Genomic DNA, 15,883 nt, shown 5'->3' with positions numbered 1-15,883 from the left:
AGGGGGGCCCCGTGGGGATCGGTGACGACCTCGGCAAGCTGATCGACGATCTGCGCCGGCACGACTCGGTGCTCTGGCGCCGCGCGCTCGACGCAGGCGTGACGCACGGCCCGCGTCCCTTCGTGCGGTACGCGCCGCCGCTGATCGGTCTGGCCTTCGGGATCGCGCTCGGGCGGCAGCGGCGTGCGGTCCGGAGAAACCTCCGGCGCGCGCTCGGGAAGCGGAACGTGCTCGTCGAGAACGTCGACGTCGCCCGCGTCTTCGCGAGCTTCGCGAGCTGCTTGACGGAGGCGTTTCTCGTCGGGCGCGGGCGGCCCGAGCGCCTCGTGGGTCTCTGCGCGTCGGACGAGAACTACGTGCAGGCGGCGTCCGAGGGGCGCGGCGTGATCATCGCGACGGCGCACACGGGCGGCTGGCAGGCCGCGGGCCCGATCCTGCGCAGCGTGCACACGGCCGACGTCGTCGTGGTGATGGCGCACGAGCGCGACGAGCGCGCGGAGGCGCTCACGGACGACGCGCGCGACAAGGCCGGTGTACGGATCGTGCACGTGGGGACGAGCCCGCTCGACGCGCTGCCGCTGCTCTCGCACCTGCGGCGCGGCGGGGTCGTGGCGGTCCAGATCGACAGGCTCCCGAAGGGCATGCGCGGGCGCGAGGTCACGCTCTTCGGCGAGCCGTTTGTCGTTCCCGAGGGCCCGCTCTCGCTCGCCGCCTTGAGCGGGGCGCCGATCGTGCCCGTCTTCACGCGGCGGCTGGGTTACATGCGCTACGAGGTGCGGAGCTGTCCGCCGATCTCGCTGCCGCGCCGGCCCAGCGAGGACGAGCTCTCCCTCGCCGCGCGGCGTATCGCCGCCGCGATGGAAAGCTTTTTGCGCGAGAACCCCACCCAGTGGTTCCACTTCGAGTAAAGAGACCCCGCCATGGCAAGACTCCACGTGGGCGTGCACGCGCTCCAGGGCGACATCAAGAAGTACAAGGATCAGCTCGATCTGGTGGAGATCCGCCCGATCGATACGTCGCTGCCCGGCGCGCCCGGCTTGCGAAAGTGGCGCAAAGCGGCGCCGCCCGCGTTCGTGTTCAGCGTGGTCTTGCCGCGCGTCGTGGCCGAGCTCGTCCCCGGCAAGGAGCTCGACGACGCGCTCGCCACCTCGCTCGAGGTCGCGACGACGCTCGAAGCGCGCTGCATCGTGCTCTCGACGTCGACCGAGATCCGACCGACCGCCGCGAACAGGAAGCGCATCGCCGCGCTCTTCGCGCGCATCCCGGCCGAAGGCGCGCTCCGCTTCTGGGAGCCGCGTGGCATGTGGGAGCGTGAAGACGTGATCGACACGGCGCGCGCCGCCGGCGTGCTCCCCGTGTTCGACGCCGCGCGTGACGATCTGCCGCGCGGCTCCGTGGTCTACACGCGCCTCCGATCGCTCGGCGCGCAAACCATGCTCTCGGCCGCCGCGCTCGATCGCGTGGCGAAGCGGCTCGGCGAGCGTCGGGACATTTTCTTGGTGGTCGAAGGAACGCGTGGAGCGGCCATTCGCGCGAAGAGCACGCTCGTCGCCGCGCTCGCGCGCACGGGCCGCGCCCCGGAGGCGGGATCGATCGCGGCGCCGGTCGCTCCGATCGTGCGTCCGCTCGTCGCGGAGGACGAGGAGCAGTGATCCGCGGCGCTCTCGCACTCGCACGCTCGGCCGCCACGCAGGGCCCGGCTCAGGCCGCGCTCGACGCCGGCGGCAGCGCCGCCGACGCGGTGATCGCCGGGTTTTTCGCAGCAGCCGGTCAAGATGCCTCCGTGCTGCTCTCGCCCGTCGTGGCGATCGTCGCGGGCGGAGGCGCCGGGGCGCGCGTGATCGACGGACGCTCGCTTCAGCCGGGGAAAGGCGCAGCTCGTCCGCGCGGGTGGAAGACCGAAAAAGAGATCCCGGCGGGCGCATACGTGGCCGTGCCGCGATCGCTCGGGCTCATCGCGATCTTGCACGCGGCGCGGGGTCGATCGGGGCTCGGCGGGCTCGCGCGGGCCGGCGTCTCCGCGGCGGAGGCCGCGGGCGCCACGAAACGCGCGGCGCTGATCAAGCGCGTGGGAGCAGCAGGGCCCCTCGCGCTCGGCTCCGAGGAGGCAGTGAGCGCGCTTCTCGCGGCGGGAGGGCCCGTGGCAGGCGGCATCCTGACGGCCGAGGATCTGGAGAGCGCGATGCCGGAGGACGTGCCCGCGCGGTCGACGTCACTCGGGCCGGACGTGACGGCGCTCAGCGTGCCCTGGGATGCGCCGCTCGGCCGGTTGCCGGTGGCCGACGCGATCCTCGCTTGTGATGGTCGAGGCCTCGTCGCAGCGCTGGTCTTCGTGCCGACGCGGCGCGAGCAGGGCGTGCTCGTGCCAGAGCTCGAGCTCGTGCTCGGCCGACATGCGCAGCCGGTGCGGCGCGGCGTTCCGCGGACGTCACCGGGCGCGCCGCTCGACATGCCGGCGCCGCTCGGGATCGTGAGCAAGGCTGGGTTCTACGCGGCAGTGGCGCTGCTCGGGAAGGCAGGCGTCGACGTCGCAGCGCTGCGGCCGCTCGCGGAAGGCTGGCCGGCGGAGACGGCCGTCGCGGATCTGCGCGAGCAAGCGGGCGCATTCACGGCGATGGCACTCCTGCGCGATGCGCGCGACGCGCGGTTCTTGGTCTCGACCGGCGACGGGGCCACAGCGTAGCGCCGGGGTTTCACCCCGGACCCGAGCAGGGGCTATCCGCCCCTGCACCCGGACCAGGGCAAGCCCTGGACCTCAGGTGCATCAACCGCGGTGCGGTCGATGCATGAGAGACAAAAAGCAGGCGCGCCCCCGTATGGAGGCGCGCTGTTCCGCGAGGCGCGGCGACGAGCCCAGGCCAACGGCCTAGAGCGTGATGCCGTACCGCTTCGCGTACGCGACGACACCGAGCTTGTCGATGCTGCGGATGTCGCGCGTGGTGAGGCTCAGCGTGACGTAGCGCTTGAGCTCCGGAACCCAGAGCCTGCGGGTCTGGATGTTCACGTTCTGCCAGCGCTTGGTCTTGATGTTCGAGTGGGAGACGTTCTGCGCCAGAAGCTTCCGTTTCCCAGTGATGTCGCTCTTCGCCATGACGTCCTCAGCAGGCATTTCGCGCGCGTGACGCGCGGGACCCGTCGCTCGGGGCTGCGGAAAGTGGCGGAAGAGGCCGGGCATGTCAAGCACGAGTGGAGTGTTTCCATCTCGAACATGCGACCCGGCTCAACTCGGGCGTATTCCTTTCGGGGGAGGCGGCGTCGCATGGCGGGGATCGTCCGGCCAGGCGTGTTTCGGGTAGCGGCGCCTGAGCTCGCGCGCGATGGCCGGGTAGTGCCGCTCCCAGAAGCCGGCGAGGTCGGTCGTCACCTGGACCGGGCGCTGGTTCGGCGCGCAGAGGTGGAGCACGACCGGTACGCGGCCCCGCGCCACGCGGGGGCCTTCCGCCAAACCGAAGAAGTCCTGCAGGCGCGAGGCCGCCGAGACCGTGCCGTCGGGGCCGTATTCGAGCCGCAGCCGTCGGCCGCCCGGTAGCTGCATCGTCTCGGGCGCCCACTCGGCCACGCGTCGCGCTTGCTCCGGCGTGAGGCGCTCGCCGAGGGCCGCGCCGAGATCCGCATCCCGCAGCTCGGAAAAACTCTGCCGGCCCACGCAGAGCGCGCGCAGCGTCTCCACGATCGCGGCCTCGTCGAGCGCGGGCAGGCCGGCTTCGGGGCAGTGCGTCCGGACGAACGTGACGCGCGCGAGCCATGTGTCGAGGCCATCGCCGCGGACGAACGTGCGGTACCCGCGAGCGCAGGCCGCCTCGGCGAGGGCCTGGCCGATGCGATCGATCGAGGCGGGATCCGTGGCCGCGACGCGCGACTCCTCCAGCACGAGGCCCTCGTACGCGAGGCGTCGCGTGACCTCCACGCGCTCCTGCGCCGCGTTCCATCGCACGTCGGTCGTGTCGGTGATCGCGTCGGTGAACAGGTCGAGCAGCCAGTCGGCTTCCACCGCGCTCGCTGCGCGCACGACGACGCGGCCCTTCGTGCCCTCCGTTCGTTCCTCGACGTCGACGGCGACCACGTACTCCTCCGCGCCGAGCACGCTCGACTCGGCGAGCACCGCCGAGCCTCCCGTGGCGAACACGATCTCGCGGCCACTCCGGCCCGTCGCGGTCTCGGGTCTGCGCATGCGGCCCACGCGATCGGGGTAACCCGCGAGCGTCGCGAGCAGGAGCGCTCGCTCGCGATCGAGCGCGCTCGCAGGCCGCTGCGCTTTGCGACGATCGACGAGGCGCGCGAGCTGCTTCGCCGCGCGATCCACGGCGAAGACACGCGTCGGATCGAGGCCGAGCGCGCGGAGCCGATCCGGCGCGTGTCCTTCGAGCTCGGCCATCTCCAGTTGATCGAGCGCGTGCAAGAGATCCGAGCGGTGCTCCTCGACGCGCCCGCCGCCGCGACGTTGCGACGCGCCCGAGACGCTCACTTCGCGCTCGCCGAGCAGCGCTGCGAGCACGCACCCTTCCTCGGCGACGCCACGTGCCTCGGCCTCCACGACGAGCCGCGCCTGCCGAGGATGCGCCGGGAACCGGAGCATGCGCCTGCCGAGGGGCGTCACGCGGCGCGCCTCGTCGATCGCGCCGAGCCGCCGCAAGAGCTCTTCGGCCGCGGTGACGGCCGCGCGCGGCGGTGGATCCAGGAAGGGCAGCTCTTCGAGCGGACCCACGCCCGACGCGCAGAGCTCGAGCACGGTCTCGGCGAGATCCACGCGCAGGATCTCGGGCGCGTCGTGCTCGGGGCGCGCGAGCAGATCGCCGCGTGTGAAGAGACGCAAAGCTCGGCCGGGTCGCGTGCGTCCCGCGCGACCCGCGCGTTGCGCCGCCGAGGCACGCGCGATCTTCGCGACCTTCAGCGTCGGCAGGCCCGACCACGGCGCATACGACGCGACCCGCGCAAGTCCACTGTCGATCACCGCGACGACGCCGTCGATCGTCACGCTCGACTCGGCCACGTTCGTCGAGAGGATGATCTTGCGGCGATCGGCCGGGCGCACCGCGCGATCCTGCTCGGCCGGCGTGAGCATCCCGTGCAGCGGCAAGACGAGGAGGTGCTCGGCGTCCGCGATCGGCCTGAGCGCCTCGCCGGCGCGACGGATCTCCGCGGCGCCCGGCAAGAACACGAGCACGTCGCCGTCGAGCCCCTCGCGCACGAGGCGCCGCACCGCGGAGGCGACCTGCGCTTCGAGCGGACGATCGTCCGAACGTTCGAGGTGCTCGATCGCGACGTCGTACATCCGACCCATCGACCGCACGATCGGCGCGTCGAGCCACGCCGCGATCGGATCCGCTTCGAGCGTCGCCGACATGACGACGAGGCCGAGATCCTTGCGACGCTCGCGTGTGAGGCGCGCGAGGAGCGCGAGCGCCACGTCCGCGTGCACGTGCCGCTCGTGGAACTCGTCGAGGACGACGACCGAGACGCCTTCGAGCGTCGGATCTCGCACGAGCCTGCGCGTGAGCACGCCCTCGGTGACGAAGCGGATGCGCGTCGCCGAGCTCGAGACGTCCTCGAAGCGCATCGTGCAGCCGACGGTCTCGCCGAGCTTCTGGCCCATCTCCTCGGCCACCCGCCTCGCCGCCATCCGCGCGGCGAGCCGCCTCGGTTCGAGCACCAAGATCTCTCCCGCGCCCGCGAGCCCGGCTTCGAACAGCGCGCGCGGCACGCGGGTCGTTTTCCCCGCGCCCGGAGGCGCTTCCAGCACCAGACGGCGACGTTCGGCGATCGCGGCGCAGATCTCGGGGAGCGACGGCTCGATCGGTAAGGTCATCACGCGGCCCGCGATTGCCTCGTACGCTCACGCAAAAGGGCGAGGACGGCGTCGTGATCGTCCGGCGTGAGCGCGATCTTCATGAATCTGCCCCGGTCGAGCAGGATGCATCGATCCTTGCCGGGCCGCGCCATGTCGAGGTGGAACCAGATGGGCGTGAGGCCCATGCCCCAGATGCGCAGCTCGCCCGTGAGCAGGCCCATCCGCCTCTCGTCGACGCGCCGGATGTCGGCATACGGGATCCGCTTCTTGCCAAGCGGGAAGTAGTATCGCTTGATGGTGAGGGCATCTTCGTCGCACATCACGTGCTTGTCTTCGTACAGGACGGCCATGGGCGTGACCTGGGGACAGGTGACCCTGGAGACAATACCCCCGACCCGCGCGCGGGGGAGGCGTCGCGGCGATCGGAGCGGCTCGATCTGGCCCGCACACGGGTCTCGATGTAGAAGGGACGAACGGACCCTTCGGGGCCGGAGCGAGTGAAATCATGCGAGTGCTCGTCTGCGAAGATCAGGACGCCATCCGCCGGATGATCGAGACGCTGGTCGGTTCGAGCGGTCACGAGGTGGTGGGCGTCGCCACGGGCGCGAAAGCCGTGGAGCTCGCCTCGACCGAGCGGTTCGACATCCTGCTGCTCGACCTCATGCTCCCCGGCGCGCTCGACGGCTTCGAGGTCTGCGCGCGCCTGCGCGCTCACGAGGCGACGAAGGATCTGCCGATCTTCGTGATCAGCGCGATGGACGATCCCGAGTCCCGCGCGCGCGTGCGCGACGCCGGCGCGACCGCGTTCTACGCCAAGCCCTTCCGGCCGCTCGAGCTCCTGAAGGACATCCAGGCCATCGCGGCCAGCCGCAAGTGACCGGGCTGCGCCGCTGATCAGGCGCCCTTTTCGTACGTGCCCACGAGCTCCGCCTGCTCGAGCACGTGCCCTTCCATCGCACGCTCGAGCTCGGCCTTCGTCGGCGTCCCGAGATCCGGCAAGATCACGTCGAGCGCGTAGAGCTTGTGGAAATACCGGTGCCGTCCGATCGGCGGACACGGGCCGCCGTACGCGTCGCGGCCCCAGTCGTTGTTCCCCATGCGCGCGCCCGCGGGCAGCGGAGCACCCGCGGACAGGCCCGTCGTGGTCGGCGGGAGGTTGTAGACGACCCAGTGCACCCACGTCCGCTTCGGCGCGCGTGGATCCGGCGCGTCCGGATCGTCCACGACGAGCGCCAGGCTCTGCGTGCCCGGCGGGACCGACGAAAACGCGAGCGGCGGGGATCGATCGTCGCCCTCGCAGGTGTGCTCCTTCGGGATGTGGCCGTTCGGCCCGAACGCGGCAGACGTGATCGTCAGCATGCTCCCTCCTCGGCGCGCCCGTTCTCGGTTCACGCGCGGCGCAAGGAGCATGTGCGGCCCGCGGCGTCGCCCTTCCATCCCCCGGTTGACGGGCTACGCGCCCAAACCCCCGGATGGTTCGGCCCGGTCGGACCTGACACCCTCGCGAAAACGAGATACATCGTGCGCCATGGCTCTACGCGCGAACGTAGCCCGATGCGCGAGCATGATCGCGCTCGGCCTCGTGATCTCCACGATCGGCTGTCAGGAAGAGAAGAAGCCCGCGGCGCCCGTCGCCGATGCGGGCGCGGATGCCCAGACCGGGCCCGTCGTCGGCGGCAAGCTCGGCGAGGCCCTCGCCGCCGCAGCCCAGGCGCCGCCCGCACAGTCCGCCGGCCCGAAGGACGCAGCCGCGGGAGGCCCGCCCGAGACCGGCATCTTCGAGCCCGCCGCGGCCGACGCCGCCCACGCGCCCACGGCCGCGCCCAAGATCGAGCTCTTCGGCGACGGCAGCGATCCGAAGGTCCCGCTCTCGTACGCGTTTGCAGGGGGCGACGAGCGCAAGACGACGCTCCTGCTCCAGGTGCGCGCGGCGCAGCAAGGGCTGCCGCCGCTCATCGTCGAGATCGCGTTCAAGGCCGACAAGGCGAAGGACGACAAGAAGAAGGCCGACAAAGCGGCCGAAGCGGCCCCGGCAGGACAACCCGTGGTCGTGAAGCTCGCGTCGGTCCGCGCGATCCGCGGCGACGTGCCGGCCGAGCTGAAGAACCTGAAGGACAGCGTGATCCGCTATCGTCTGCAGCCTTCCGGGATCGCCACGGATCTCGCGGTCGAGTACCCGAAGGACTCGAACCCGGGCATCGAGCTCATGACGGGTGCGCTGATGGACGCCGTGCTCGCGTCGACGGTGCCCTTGCCGGACAAACCGGTCGGGGTGGGCGCGTACTGGATGGTGACCGACCGGGCGCGCTCGTCGGGCGTGGATGTCTTGCGATACCGCGTGGCGAAGGTGGAGAAGCTCGACGGCAAGCGGGCGACGCTGTCGCTCGAGGTCCGGCAATACGCGGCGAACACGGCGCTCGGCCTGCCGGGCTTGCCGAAGGACGTGCCCGTCTCGCTCGAGCGCTACGAGTCGCGGGGCAAGGGCGAGCTCGAGGTGGGCGACAGCCGGTTCATGCCGGAGCGGGGACAGATCGCGCTCGTGATGCAGTCGCTCCTGAAATCACCGAATCAGCCGGCGGGTCAGCAGCTCGTGATCCAAACGGAGACGAAGGCCGCGCTCGGGGCCGCACCCTGACGGGCAAGACGGGAGCACGCGGGAGCGGCCGATCCCGACCGCTCTGCGACGTTCCCGCCCGGCACGTTCCTTTTCGGTGAAGGGGGCGTTGGCGACGCTCGTGCATAAAACCCCTGCGAGGAGGCGCGGCGGGCCCGTCCGAAGGCGGGGTCCTCGCGGTATCAGCATGGGGGACGCCAAGAACAAGGACACCGCGAAATCGGAGATCCCGGCGAGCCTGTCGAATTTCCTCGCCGAAGCCTCGCTGACGGAGGGGCAACGCCGTCGCATCGCCCTCTTCCGGAGCGTGGAAAACGCGGTCTGCTCGCGCATCGAGCAGGTCTGCGTGACGAGCGGGATCGACGTCGTGGACGTGGCCGTGCTCGTCGTCGACGTCTCCGCGCACGAGCTGTTTTTCCAGGACGAGGAGTCCGTGGGCACGTGCGTGCTCATCGGGCACCGCGACAAAGTCCACGCTTTCCTGCGATCGGCGCTCCCTCCCGCGGAGGACGCTCCGTTCGATCCGTACGAGGATCTCCGCACCGCCGCGCCCGCGCGTTGCGTGCGCGTGATGATCGTCGATCACGAGTCGCTGACGGTGATGAGCTACGGGACGTTCGTCACGGTGCGGCTCGACGCCTCCGAGATGCCGGAGGCGTGAGCGTCACGAATTGCCAGGCTGGATCCAGGGCGGGGGGAAATGGAACGTGCTCCCGCCCGGCGGCCGAATGCCCGCCTTGTGTTCCACGACAATCTGGACCCGCGGCCCCACGCGCATCTCGAGCGGCCCGTGCTGCTCGTGCAGATCGCCGTCGAGCACGTACCGCACCACGCCCGAGCGCGCTTCCAGGATCGCGTGCTCGGCGAGGTGGTCGTACGTGTGCTCCTCGCCCATCGGGCGCGCCTGCCAGATGTCCGGGAGCTTCTTGACGAACCCGAGCGCGGTCGTGTGGATGCCGAGAATGTGGAAGCGGTTCGGGACGTGGCCCGAGCGATAGAAAGGCCGGAAACCGAGGCCAATCTGGTCGACCGTGCCCGCGGCGATGCAGAGGTAGTCGCGCATGGGCAAACGCACGCCGCCGGAGAGCTCGACCGAGCCTTCCCAGCGCTCGGCGACCGGCGTCCTGCGCCCGAGAAGGACGTTCCTGCTGGCCTCGTAGAGCGTGCTGGCGGCGTGGACGGGGTTCGGCTCGGGGTGCCGGTAGTACTCGGCCATGTATCCGTGGATCGCGCCCGTGCCGAAAATGAACCCGTAATGGTCATTGATTCGCATCGTGCTGCGCTCGACCACCCGGAGCGAGGCTTTTCCGCGCTCGTTGTAACGGGCGATCAGCGCGGCGAGCAGGCCGTCGGGCTTGCCGCGGGGCACGCCCACGGCGTTCGCGACCGTGTTCATCGTGCCGCCGCGCAGGAACGCGATCGGCGGGAGTGGCTCGTCGCTGTAGACCTCGAGGAATCCGGTCAGGGTGATGTGATTCGTGCCGTCTCCGCCGGAGATGCCGAGCACGTCGATCTTGAGTTTTCGGAAATCCTCCGCGATTCGAGCGAGGTCCTCTCGCGTCTGCGCGGTGCGAACGACGCCTCGATCGCCGAGGGTCCGCGCCAGCCGCGAGGCCGCGGCCGGGTCGCGACGGTTCTGTCGGGAGCGAGGGTTCAGAACGACGCCAATGCCACCCATGTGATCATCCGTTACGGGATTGCGTCGAAACGTCAAGAACTTCGCGACGCGAAACGCAATGAAATGCCTGCGAAATGGCCTTCGCGGAGGTGGCGATTCGATTACGCGCGTCGTGCGAAGCGTTCGATCACGACTTCCCGCGCGGAGTTTTCCAGCGGGCCTCCAAATGAACACGCACGATATCGGCCATGAGTCCGATGTGCGCGCAGTGATCGGGCTTGTCGTCGCCGGTGTAACCGCGGACGTGGAAATCGCCCTTGTCGTAGCGGCGGATGAGATCGAGGCCGAGCACGTCCGCGCGCTTGGCCTTCTTGGGCTTGCCCTTGAGCTCGCCGATGACGTAACTCGCGACCTCCGTCGTCGACGCGTAGCCGGGCGGGATGATCGACGAGTGGCTCAGGAACATGAACGCCTGCTTCTTCGCGGCGCGCTTGGCGTAATCCACGAAGACGTCGATCTGCCCCGTCTTCAGGGCCTTCGAGCGCTCGTCGATGTAGCCCGTGTGCAAGGAGTCGAGCAGGACGACGGCGTCGACGCGCTTGCCCGCCGGCTGGCGGAGGATCTGTTCGATGGCGCCGTACCCCGCGCTCCAGCTCGAGAGCGCGAGCTTGCGGACGTGCGCCTTGGGGTTGCCCGTCTTCTTCGCCATCGCCGCCTCGACGCTGGCGAGGAGCTGCGTGAAGGTGCTCGGCGCGGCAAACCCCTGCGCGTACGCGCCCGAGCCAATGCCGAGGTCGATGCCGACGAGGACCGAGCCCTTGGCCGTCTTGACGAACTCCTTGCGGATGGGCTCGTGGCCGTGGAAGTGGACGACGAGGTCGAAGCCGCCGCTCTTCGTGATGCCGCCCTTCTTCGGGGCGATCATCTGGCCGATCGTGGGCTCGTTCGACCAGCGGTCGTAGATCCCGAAGCCCGGGTCCGGGGTCATGCAGGGGTGGATGCCGCCCCGGCGCTTCTTCGCAGGCGCGCTCGCCTGCTTTCCTTCGCCCTTCTGGGCCGCCGCAGCCGCCGGCTCGGCCTTGGGCGCGACGAGGACCGCGGGCTTGTTGTCAGCCTCTTTCTTGGCTTCCTGGGCCTCGGGCTTGGGCGCGGCGTCCTCCGCCGACGCAGGCAGGGACGCGAGGAGGGAGCTCGCCGCGACGAGCGAGACGAGCGCGCCGATGCGGTAGAGGCTCTTCGAGGAAAGGGAAAAGAAGCGCATCCGGGTCTTTGCCTCCTCGCATGAATACGGCGGAGAGGCCACTTTATTGACGCGGACGGCCGGGCGCGTGAAGAAAGATCGGCGCTCTCAGCGGCCGGGGTAGCCGCCGCCAGGAGGAAAACCGCCGCCCGGGGGCATGCCGCCCGGGGGAAAACCGCCGCCGGGGTAGCCGCCGCCAGGATACCCCTGGGGCATGGCCTGCTGCGCGTAGGGCTGGGCGGCGCCCGCGTCGGCGGCGGCGAGGATCTGCTCCTCGGCCTGCGAGGCGAGCTGCGCGACCGTCGCGGCCTGCTCCTGCGCGGAGAGCTTGCTGAAGAAGGCCCAGAACTCGGGCTCGCGGCCGAGGTGGACCGTCGAGAGGACGAGCACGATGGGGACCGCGGGCTTCTCGATGTCCGCGAGCTCGGTGGCGCGCCTGCGCCAGTTCGTGAGGCCCTCGAACATGCGCACGGTCCACTGGAAGCCGAGGCCGAGGAGGAGGCCGACCATGACGCCCGCGACGAAGATGTCGGCGTCGAGCGGGAACACGAACGCGGCGATGAGTCCGCCAACGCCGGCGCCGATGACGAGGCCGGGTTCGCCGCCGTTGTGCTGCGAGGCGAGCGTGAGCAGCGCCGCAGCCTGCATGCCGGAGTTGCCCGTCTTCGCGGCCTCGCGCAGGGGCAGGAGCGTCGAGAGGCGCCGCCCGGCGGCCGCGCGCACGCTGAGGAAGCTCGCGAGGAGCGCGAGCACACCGATGAGCACGCCGAGGCCAACCGCGAGCTCGCGCGGGAGCAGGCCCTTCGGCAAGGGCTCGCGCACCTGCGCGGTCTTCGCCTTCTCCTGCTCGGCTTCGGCGGCCTTCTGGAGCGTCGCCTCGGCCTCCTTGGTCACCTCGAGCACCTTGTCGACCGGCGCTTCGCCGAGCGCCGCGAGGAGCTTGCGCGCGGCCTCGACCTGCGACTTGTAGTCCTCGCCGACGGTCACGGCGGCCGCCGTCGCGACCGCGTCCCAGCCCTTCGCCGCCTCGGGTTTGTTGCCGGCCACGCCCTCGACGAGCGGGCGACACGGCGCGAGCAGTTTTACCTGTTTGTAGGAAGGGAGCGCCGCGGGCCACGCGAGATCGACGTCGGGCTCTTTCTCCTTCGGCGGCGGCGGCTTCTTGCCTTTCGTGGGCGGCGGCGTGGCGCTCGGCGTGGCCGTCGCGGCGAGGCGCGCGGCCTTCGCGGAGGCCTTGAACACGGGGATCTCCGTGTTCAGCCGATCGGCGGCGGTCTGGCAGGCCTTCGCTTGCTGCGCTTTCGTGTCCGCGGCCTTCGCGGCGGCGATCGCAGCGGGGTCGGGGATGAGCCGTCCTTCGGCTGTGACGAGCCGCACGACCGCGCCTCCGAACGAGAGCACGAGCACGGTCAGCGCGATGATCGTCCAGCGCATCTCCTCGCGTCGGGTGTAGACGTTCACCGCGCTTCCCCCATCACGGAATCCGTGGCCCCAGAGCGGCGTCGGCAGAGCCTCGACATGTCGTCTCCACGTCTAACCGAGACGGTCGAAAACCGCTACCTTCTGGACGAGGCCCCCCGTATTTCCGCGGTGCGTCGGCCAGAAGGTGGGCCCGCCGGAACTTTCTGGTGTAGGGGACTCGGTAACGTGTCCGTCGTCGAACGAGCGTCTGCCGCAGCGGAGGCGGTCCCTCCGGGCCCTTCCCTCGAAGAGGTCTATGCACCTCCGAAGAACGCGGCGCCGGACGCACCACGGCGCGAGGCCGAGGAGAAGGCCGCGGAGAGCCCGCTCCGCGCGGCGCCGTGGGTCGCCACGACGTACTTCGGCGAGGGGCTGCCGTACTCGATCGTGCACCAGGTGAGCGCGGAGCTCTTCACGGCGTTCGGCGCGAGCCTCACGGCGATCGGGTACACGGCGTTTTACGGCTTCGCGTGGAACGCGAAGTTCCTCTGGAGCCCGCTCGTCGACATGTACGGCAAGAAGCGCGGCTGGGTCGTCGCGACCCAGATCGCGCTCGGGCTCGCGGTGCTCGCGCTCGCGATGCCGGCCGATCGCGGGGATCTGCCCGTGGTGGCGTGGGGGCTCATCGCGGTGTCGGTGCTCGCCGCGACGCAGGACATCTCGGTGGACGGGTTCTACCTCGACGCGCTGCCCGAGAAGCGGCAAGCGGCGTTCTCGGGGCTGCGCGTGGCCGCGTTCCGGGCCGCGATGCTGGTCGCGAAGGGCGGGCTCGTGGTGCTCGCGGGGATCGCGGGCGGGTGGCGCTACGCGTTCTTCGCGGCGGCCGCGATGATGCTCCTCCTCGGCGTGGGGCACGCGCTGTTCTTGCCGCGTCCCTCGGCGCCCGCGCAGGCCGAGGTCGAGGCGCGCGTGGGTCGAAACGCCGACGCGTCGTATCTGCAGGCGTTCGTCACGTTCCTGCGCCAGCCCAAGGTCGGGCTCGTGCTCGGGTTCATCCTGACGTTCCGCGCGGGCGACGCGCTCATGTTCGCGATGCACACGCCCTTCCTGAAGGATCTCGGCCTGAACCTCGCGCAGCGCGGGTTCGTGAGCGGCACGTGGGGCACGGTCTCCTCGATCGCGGGCTCGATCCTCGGAGGGATGGTGGTCTCGCGGCTCGGACTCGAGCGGACGCTCAAGCCGATCTCGATCCTCCAGAGCGCGGCGATCCCGCTCTACGCGTGGCTCGCCTGGACGCGGCCGGGGATCGCGGCGATCACCGCCGTGGTGCTCGTCGAGCAGTTCGTGGCCTACGCGGGATCGGCCGCGTTCATGGTCTTCATCATGCGGCGGTGCCAGGGCGCCTACCGGGCGTCGCACTTCGCGATCGGCAGCGCGCTCATGTCGCTGGCGACGACGCTCGCGGGGTCGGTGAGCGGCCACCTCGCGCAGAGCGTCGGGTTCACGACGTTCTTCCTGCTCGCGTTCGCAGCCTCGATCCCGGGCGTGATCCTGTCGATGTTCGTCCCGACGAACCGCGCCGACGAGGAGCCTGCGAAGGCCGTGGCGGCTTAGACCGCGCGGGCGTCGTCGCTGCGGATCTCGGGAGCCTCTGTGCTGCGCAGGAGGGCCTCGCTGCGCGGAGGCGCTTCGGTCTGTGGCGCGCGCACGACGCGCGGCAGGATCACGCCGTCTTTCCAGGCGTAGAGCCCGCCTGTGAGCTCGCCCTGATCGCCGCTCGTGAGCCAGACGAAGGGGTGCTCGCCAAAGCGCGGGGTGCCGTCGGGGCCGTCCATGGCCGCGGACCACGAGCCGCTGTTGCCGATGAACACGTCGCCTTCCCACGAGCCCTCGGGTGTGTGCGTGTGGCCGAAGACGACGGCGCGGGCGCCGTGGATCTTCGCGACGTTCCGCATCACGCGGCCGACGCGTAGCCACGTCTCGGCGAGCGGAGGCTTGGGGACGAGGCGGTCGTAGAGCACGAAGAGGAGCAGCGGCACGATGCCGCCGAGGAGCCCGAGCGGCACGCCCACGACGCCGATGAAGAGCGCGCCGAGCGCCGCGCCGACGAGGATCACGAACACGTGATCGACCCAGAGCTCGCGCACGACGCGGAGGAAGCGCGACTCGGCGGGCGGCTCGAAGAGGCGGGTGTGGCGCGCGACGGCCGCGACGCGCTCGCCCGTCTCGCGGGCGCAGGCGATCACGTTGCCGCGGTAGCGCGCGCGGCAGAAGGACCGCCGCGATCGCCAGAGGCGGGCGAGGATCCGCGCGGTGCCGAACGCCCAGATGAGCGCGAGCCAGCGGCGCGAGAAGAGGTAGTAGCGCGCCCAGTGCAGGAGGTAGCCGAGCTTCGACATCATGACGGAGCTGTCGTCGTGCGGGTTGAAGTAGCCGAGCCGCGAGACGAGCAGCCGCGTCCCCATCGAGCCCATCGTCGCCACGATCTCGCGCCCGCCGTCGTCGTACGGGGCCATCGGGTAGCGGTAGCTGCAGTAGGGATCGTAGAGGTGGCCGTGCTCGATGACGACACGATCGGGCGTGACGTGCATCCACGCGCGGAAGTGGATCCGCGCCGCGATCGCGGCCCGCGCGCTCGGGCTGCGATCGCGCGCACGCAAGGCGCACGCGGCGTCGCAGAGGCGCGCCGCGAGGTGCGCGCGGACCTCGGGCAGCGTGAGCAGGACGTCGTGGTTGCCCGACACGAGCACGATGTCGTGTCCCTCGTCGAGGACACGCCCGAGCGCTTCCAGGACGATCGGGTGATCGTCCAGGATCGCCGCGATCGCCGGCACGCCGTGCTCGGCGTCGCGCGGGAGATCGTGGCAGACGCTGCGACCGTCGATCACGCGCGGAGCGTCGAAGTCGAAGACGTCGCCGTTCAGCACGAGCGTCATCCGCTGCCCGCGGACGGCGTGGAGGACCGCGTCCAGCATCCTCGCGATCTCGCCGTCCGGCAGGAAAGCTCGCTGCCGATGACGCATCCACGGACCTGTCCCCGGCTCCACTTCGCAGAGGTGGATGTCGGAAATCACGAGCGTGTGATGCATTACGTTAAGGATGGCACGTTGGCGAGGTGGACGCCTGCCAGGGGATCTCCTAACGACGCGAAATTATTGGGAACGTACGGGGAATGTCAGCGGCGGTTGGAGATGGATTCCGGACGACGCAAGGCCTTGCGGA

The 15,883-nt window shown here is 70.5% G+C and carries 15 protein-coding genes; 7 read left to right on the top strand and 8 right to left on the bottom strand.

Features of this window, described 5'->3' with window-relative positions; genetic code table 11:
- Positions 1-11 precede the first annotated feature (11 nt).
- Genes QHF83_RS11825 through QHF83_RS11815 form a run of 3 tightly spaced genes read left to right on the top strand, consistent with a single transcriptional unit; the run spans position 12 to position 2,683 of the window.
- Positions 12-908, top strand: coding sequence for a lysophospholipid acyltransferase family protein (locus QHF83_RS11825; RefSeq protein ID WP_282417895.1), 897 nt, complete (start codon positions 12-14; stop codon positions 906-908).
- Between the two features lie 12 nt (positions 909-920).
- Entirely contained in the window at positions 921-1,652 is a 732-nt protein-coding gene (locus QHF83_RS11820) for a DUF72 domain-containing protein (RefSeq protein WP_282417894.1), read from the top strand.
- The gene (locus QHF83_RS11815; RefSeq protein ID WP_282417893.1) at positions 1,649-2,683 is read left to right on the top strand and encodes a hypothetical protein; all 1,035 of its coding nucleotides are present in this window, start codon (positions 1,649-1,651) and stop codon (positions 2,681-2,683) included. Before QHF83_RS11820 ends, QHF83_RS11815 begins: the two co-directional genes overlap by 4 nt.
- Before the next feature lie 183 nt (positions 2,684-2,866).
- On the opposite strand, the gene rpmB is transcribed toward QHF83_RS11815, so the two are convergent.
- The 3 genes from rpmB to QHF83_RS11800 form a co-directional block, all read right to left on the bottom strand.
- Positions 2,867-3,091 (bottom strand): 50S ribosomal protein L28, encoded by a 225-nt coding sequence (gene rpmB / locus QHF83_RS11810; RefSeq protein WP_272423519.1) that lies wholly within the window; start codon positions 3,089-3,091, stop codon positions 2,867-2,869.
- Positions 3,092-3,220: 129 nt separating this feature from the next.
- Positions 3,221-5,806 carry an ATP-dependent helicase HrpB gene (hrpB, locus tag QHF83_RS11805; protein ID WP_282417892.1) on the bottom strand — a complete coding sequence of 862 codons (2,586 nt, stop codon included), beginning with the start codon at positions 5,804-5,806 and terminating at the stop codon, positions 3,221-3,223.
- Positions 5,806-6,138: a hypothetical protein gene (locus QHF83_RS11800; protein ID WP_282417891.1), complete on the bottom strand. Its 333-nt coding sequence runs from the start codon at positions 6,136-6,138 to the stop codon at positions 5,806-5,808. The genes hrpB and QHF83_RS11800 overlap by 1 nt, the downstream gene beginning before the upstream one ends.
- A gap of 155 nt (positions 6,139-6,293) precedes the next feature.
- On the opposite strand from QHF83_RS11800, the gene QHF83_RS11795 reads away from it, so the two are divergent.
- On the top strand, positions 6,294-6,665 hold the full coding sequence (locus QHF83_RS11795) for a response regulator (RefSeq protein ID WP_272423522.1): 372 nt from the start codon (positions 6,294-6,296) through the stop codon (positions 6,663-6,665).
- Positions 6,666-6,682: 17 nt separating this feature from the next.
- Here QHF83_RS11795 and QHF83_RS11790 read toward each other — a convergent pair whose 3' ends face one another.
- Complete coding sequence (locus QHF83_RS11790) at positions 6,683-7,147, bottom strand: YbhB/YbcL family Raf kinase inhibitor-like protein (protein ID WP_282417890.1); 465 nt, start codon at positions 7,145-7,147, stop codon at positions 6,683-6,685.
- Positions 7,148-7,316: 169 nt separating this feature from the next.
- Here QHF83_RS11790 and QHF83_RS11785 point away from each other — a divergent pair, with 169 nt between their 5' ends.
- On the top strand, positions 7,317-8,423 hold the full coding sequence (locus QHF83_RS11785) for a hypothetical protein (RefSeq protein WP_282417889.1): 1,107 nt from the start codon (positions 7,317-7,319) through the stop codon (positions 8,421-8,423).
- A 166-nt stretch (positions 8,424-8,589) separates the two neighbouring features.
- Positions 8,590-9,063, top strand: a complete 474-nt coding sequence (locus QHF83_RS11780) for a hypothetical protein (RefSeq protein ID WP_282417888.1) — start codon at positions 8,590-8,592, stop codon at positions 9,061-9,063.
- Between the two features lie 3 nt (positions 9,064-9,066).
- Here QHF83_RS11780 and QHF83_RS11775 read toward each other — a convergent pair whose 3' ends face one another.
- The 3 genes from QHF83_RS11775 to QHF83_RS11765 all read right to left on the bottom strand — a co-directional run bounded on the left by QHF83_RS11775 (position 9,067) and on the right by QHF83_RS11765 (position 12,721).
- Complete coding sequence (locus QHF83_RS11775; RefSeq protein ID WP_282417887.1) at positions 9,067-10,080, bottom strand: diacylglycerol kinase family protein; 1,014 nt, start codon at positions 10,078-10,080, stop codon at positions 9,067-9,069.
- Positions 10,081-10,207: 127 nt separating this feature from the next.
- The gene (locus tag QHF83_RS11770; RefSeq protein WP_282417886.1) at positions 10,208-11,281 is read right to left on the bottom strand and encodes a hypothetical protein; all 1,074 of its coding nucleotides are present in this window, start codon (positions 11,279-11,281) and stop codon (positions 10,208-10,210) included.
- Positions 11,282-11,368: 87 nt separating this feature from the next.
- Entirely contained in the window at positions 11,369-12,721 is a 1,353-nt protein-coding gene (locus QHF83_RS11765) for a hypothetical protein (RefSeq protein WP_282417885.1), read from the bottom strand.
- A gap of 186 nt (positions 12,722-12,907) precedes the next feature.
- On the opposite strand from QHF83_RS11765, the gene QHF83_RS11760 reads away from it, so the two are divergent.
- A complete protein-coding gene (locus QHF83_RS11760; RefSeq protein WP_282417884.1) occupies positions 12,908-14,275 on the top strand; it encodes an MFS transporter in 1,368 nt (455 codons plus the stop codon).
- On the opposite strand, the gene QHF83_RS11755 is transcribed toward QHF83_RS11760, so the two are convergent.
- Positions 14,272-15,750, bottom strand: a complete 1,479-nt coding sequence (locus tag QHF83_RS11755) for a metallophosphoesterase (RefSeq protein WP_282417883.1) — start codon at positions 15,748-15,750, stop codon at positions 14,272-14,274. The genes QHF83_RS11760 and QHF83_RS11755 overlap by 4 nt on opposite strands.
- Positions 15,751-15,883: the final 133 nt, after the last annotated feature.

The sequence above is a fragment of the Polyangium sp. 15x6 genome (assembly GCF_029960785.1).
Taxonomy (GTDB): Bacteria; Myxococcota_A; Polyangia; order Polyangiales; family Polyangiaceae; genus Polyangium.
The sequence above is the reverse complement of the archived record's forward strand: the minus strand, read 5'-3'. Positions and strand labels throughout refer to the sequence as shown.

Excerpts from the sequence above, each read along its gene's own strand:
- QHF83_RS11795 (WP_272423522.1), top strand. The coding sequence starts at position 6,294 with ATGCGAGTGCTCGTCTGCGAAGATCAGGACGCCATCCGCCGGATGATC.
- QHF83_RS11820 (WP_282417894.1), top strand. The coding sequence starts at position 921 with ATGGCAAGACTCCACGTGGGCGTGCACGCGCTCCAGGGCGACATCAAG.
- QHF83_RS11755 (WP_282417883.1), bottom strand. The coding sequence starts at position 15,750 with ATGCATCACACGCTCGTGATTTCCGACATCCACCTCTGCGAAGTGGAG.
- QHF83_RS11775 (WP_282417887.1), bottom strand. The coding sequence starts at position 10,080 with ATGGGTGGCATTGGCGTCGTTCTGAACCCTCGCTCCCGACAGAACCGT.
- QHF83_RS11780 (WP_282417888.1), top strand. The coding sequence starts at position 8,590 with ATGGGGGACGCCAAGAACAAGGACACCGCGAAATCGGAGATCCCGGCG.
- QHF83_RS11770 (WP_282417886.1), bottom strand. The coding sequence starts at position 11,281 with ATGCGCTTCTTTTCCCTTTCCTCGAAGAGCCTCTACCGCATCGGCGCG.
- QHF83_RS11785 (WP_282417889.1), top strand. The coding sequence starts at position 7,317 with ATGGCTCTACGCGCGAACGTAGCCCGATGCGCGAGCATGATCGCGCTC.
- QHF83_RS11800 (WP_282417891.1), bottom strand. The coding sequence starts at position 6,138 with ATGGCCGTCCTGTACGAAGACAAGCACGTGATGTGCGACGAAGATGCC.
- QHF83_RS11790 (WP_282417890.1), bottom strand. The coding sequence starts at position 7,147 with ATGCTGACGATCACGTCTGCCGCGTTCGGGCCGAACGGCCACATCCCG.
- hrpB (WP_282417892.1), bottom strand. The coding sequence starts at position 5,806 with ATGACCTTACCGATCGAGCCGTCGCTCCCCGAGATCTGCGCCGCGATC.
- rpmB (WP_272423519.1), bottom strand. The coding sequence starts at position 3,091 with ATGGCGAAGAGCGACATCACTGGGAAACGGAAGCTTCTGGCGCAGAAC.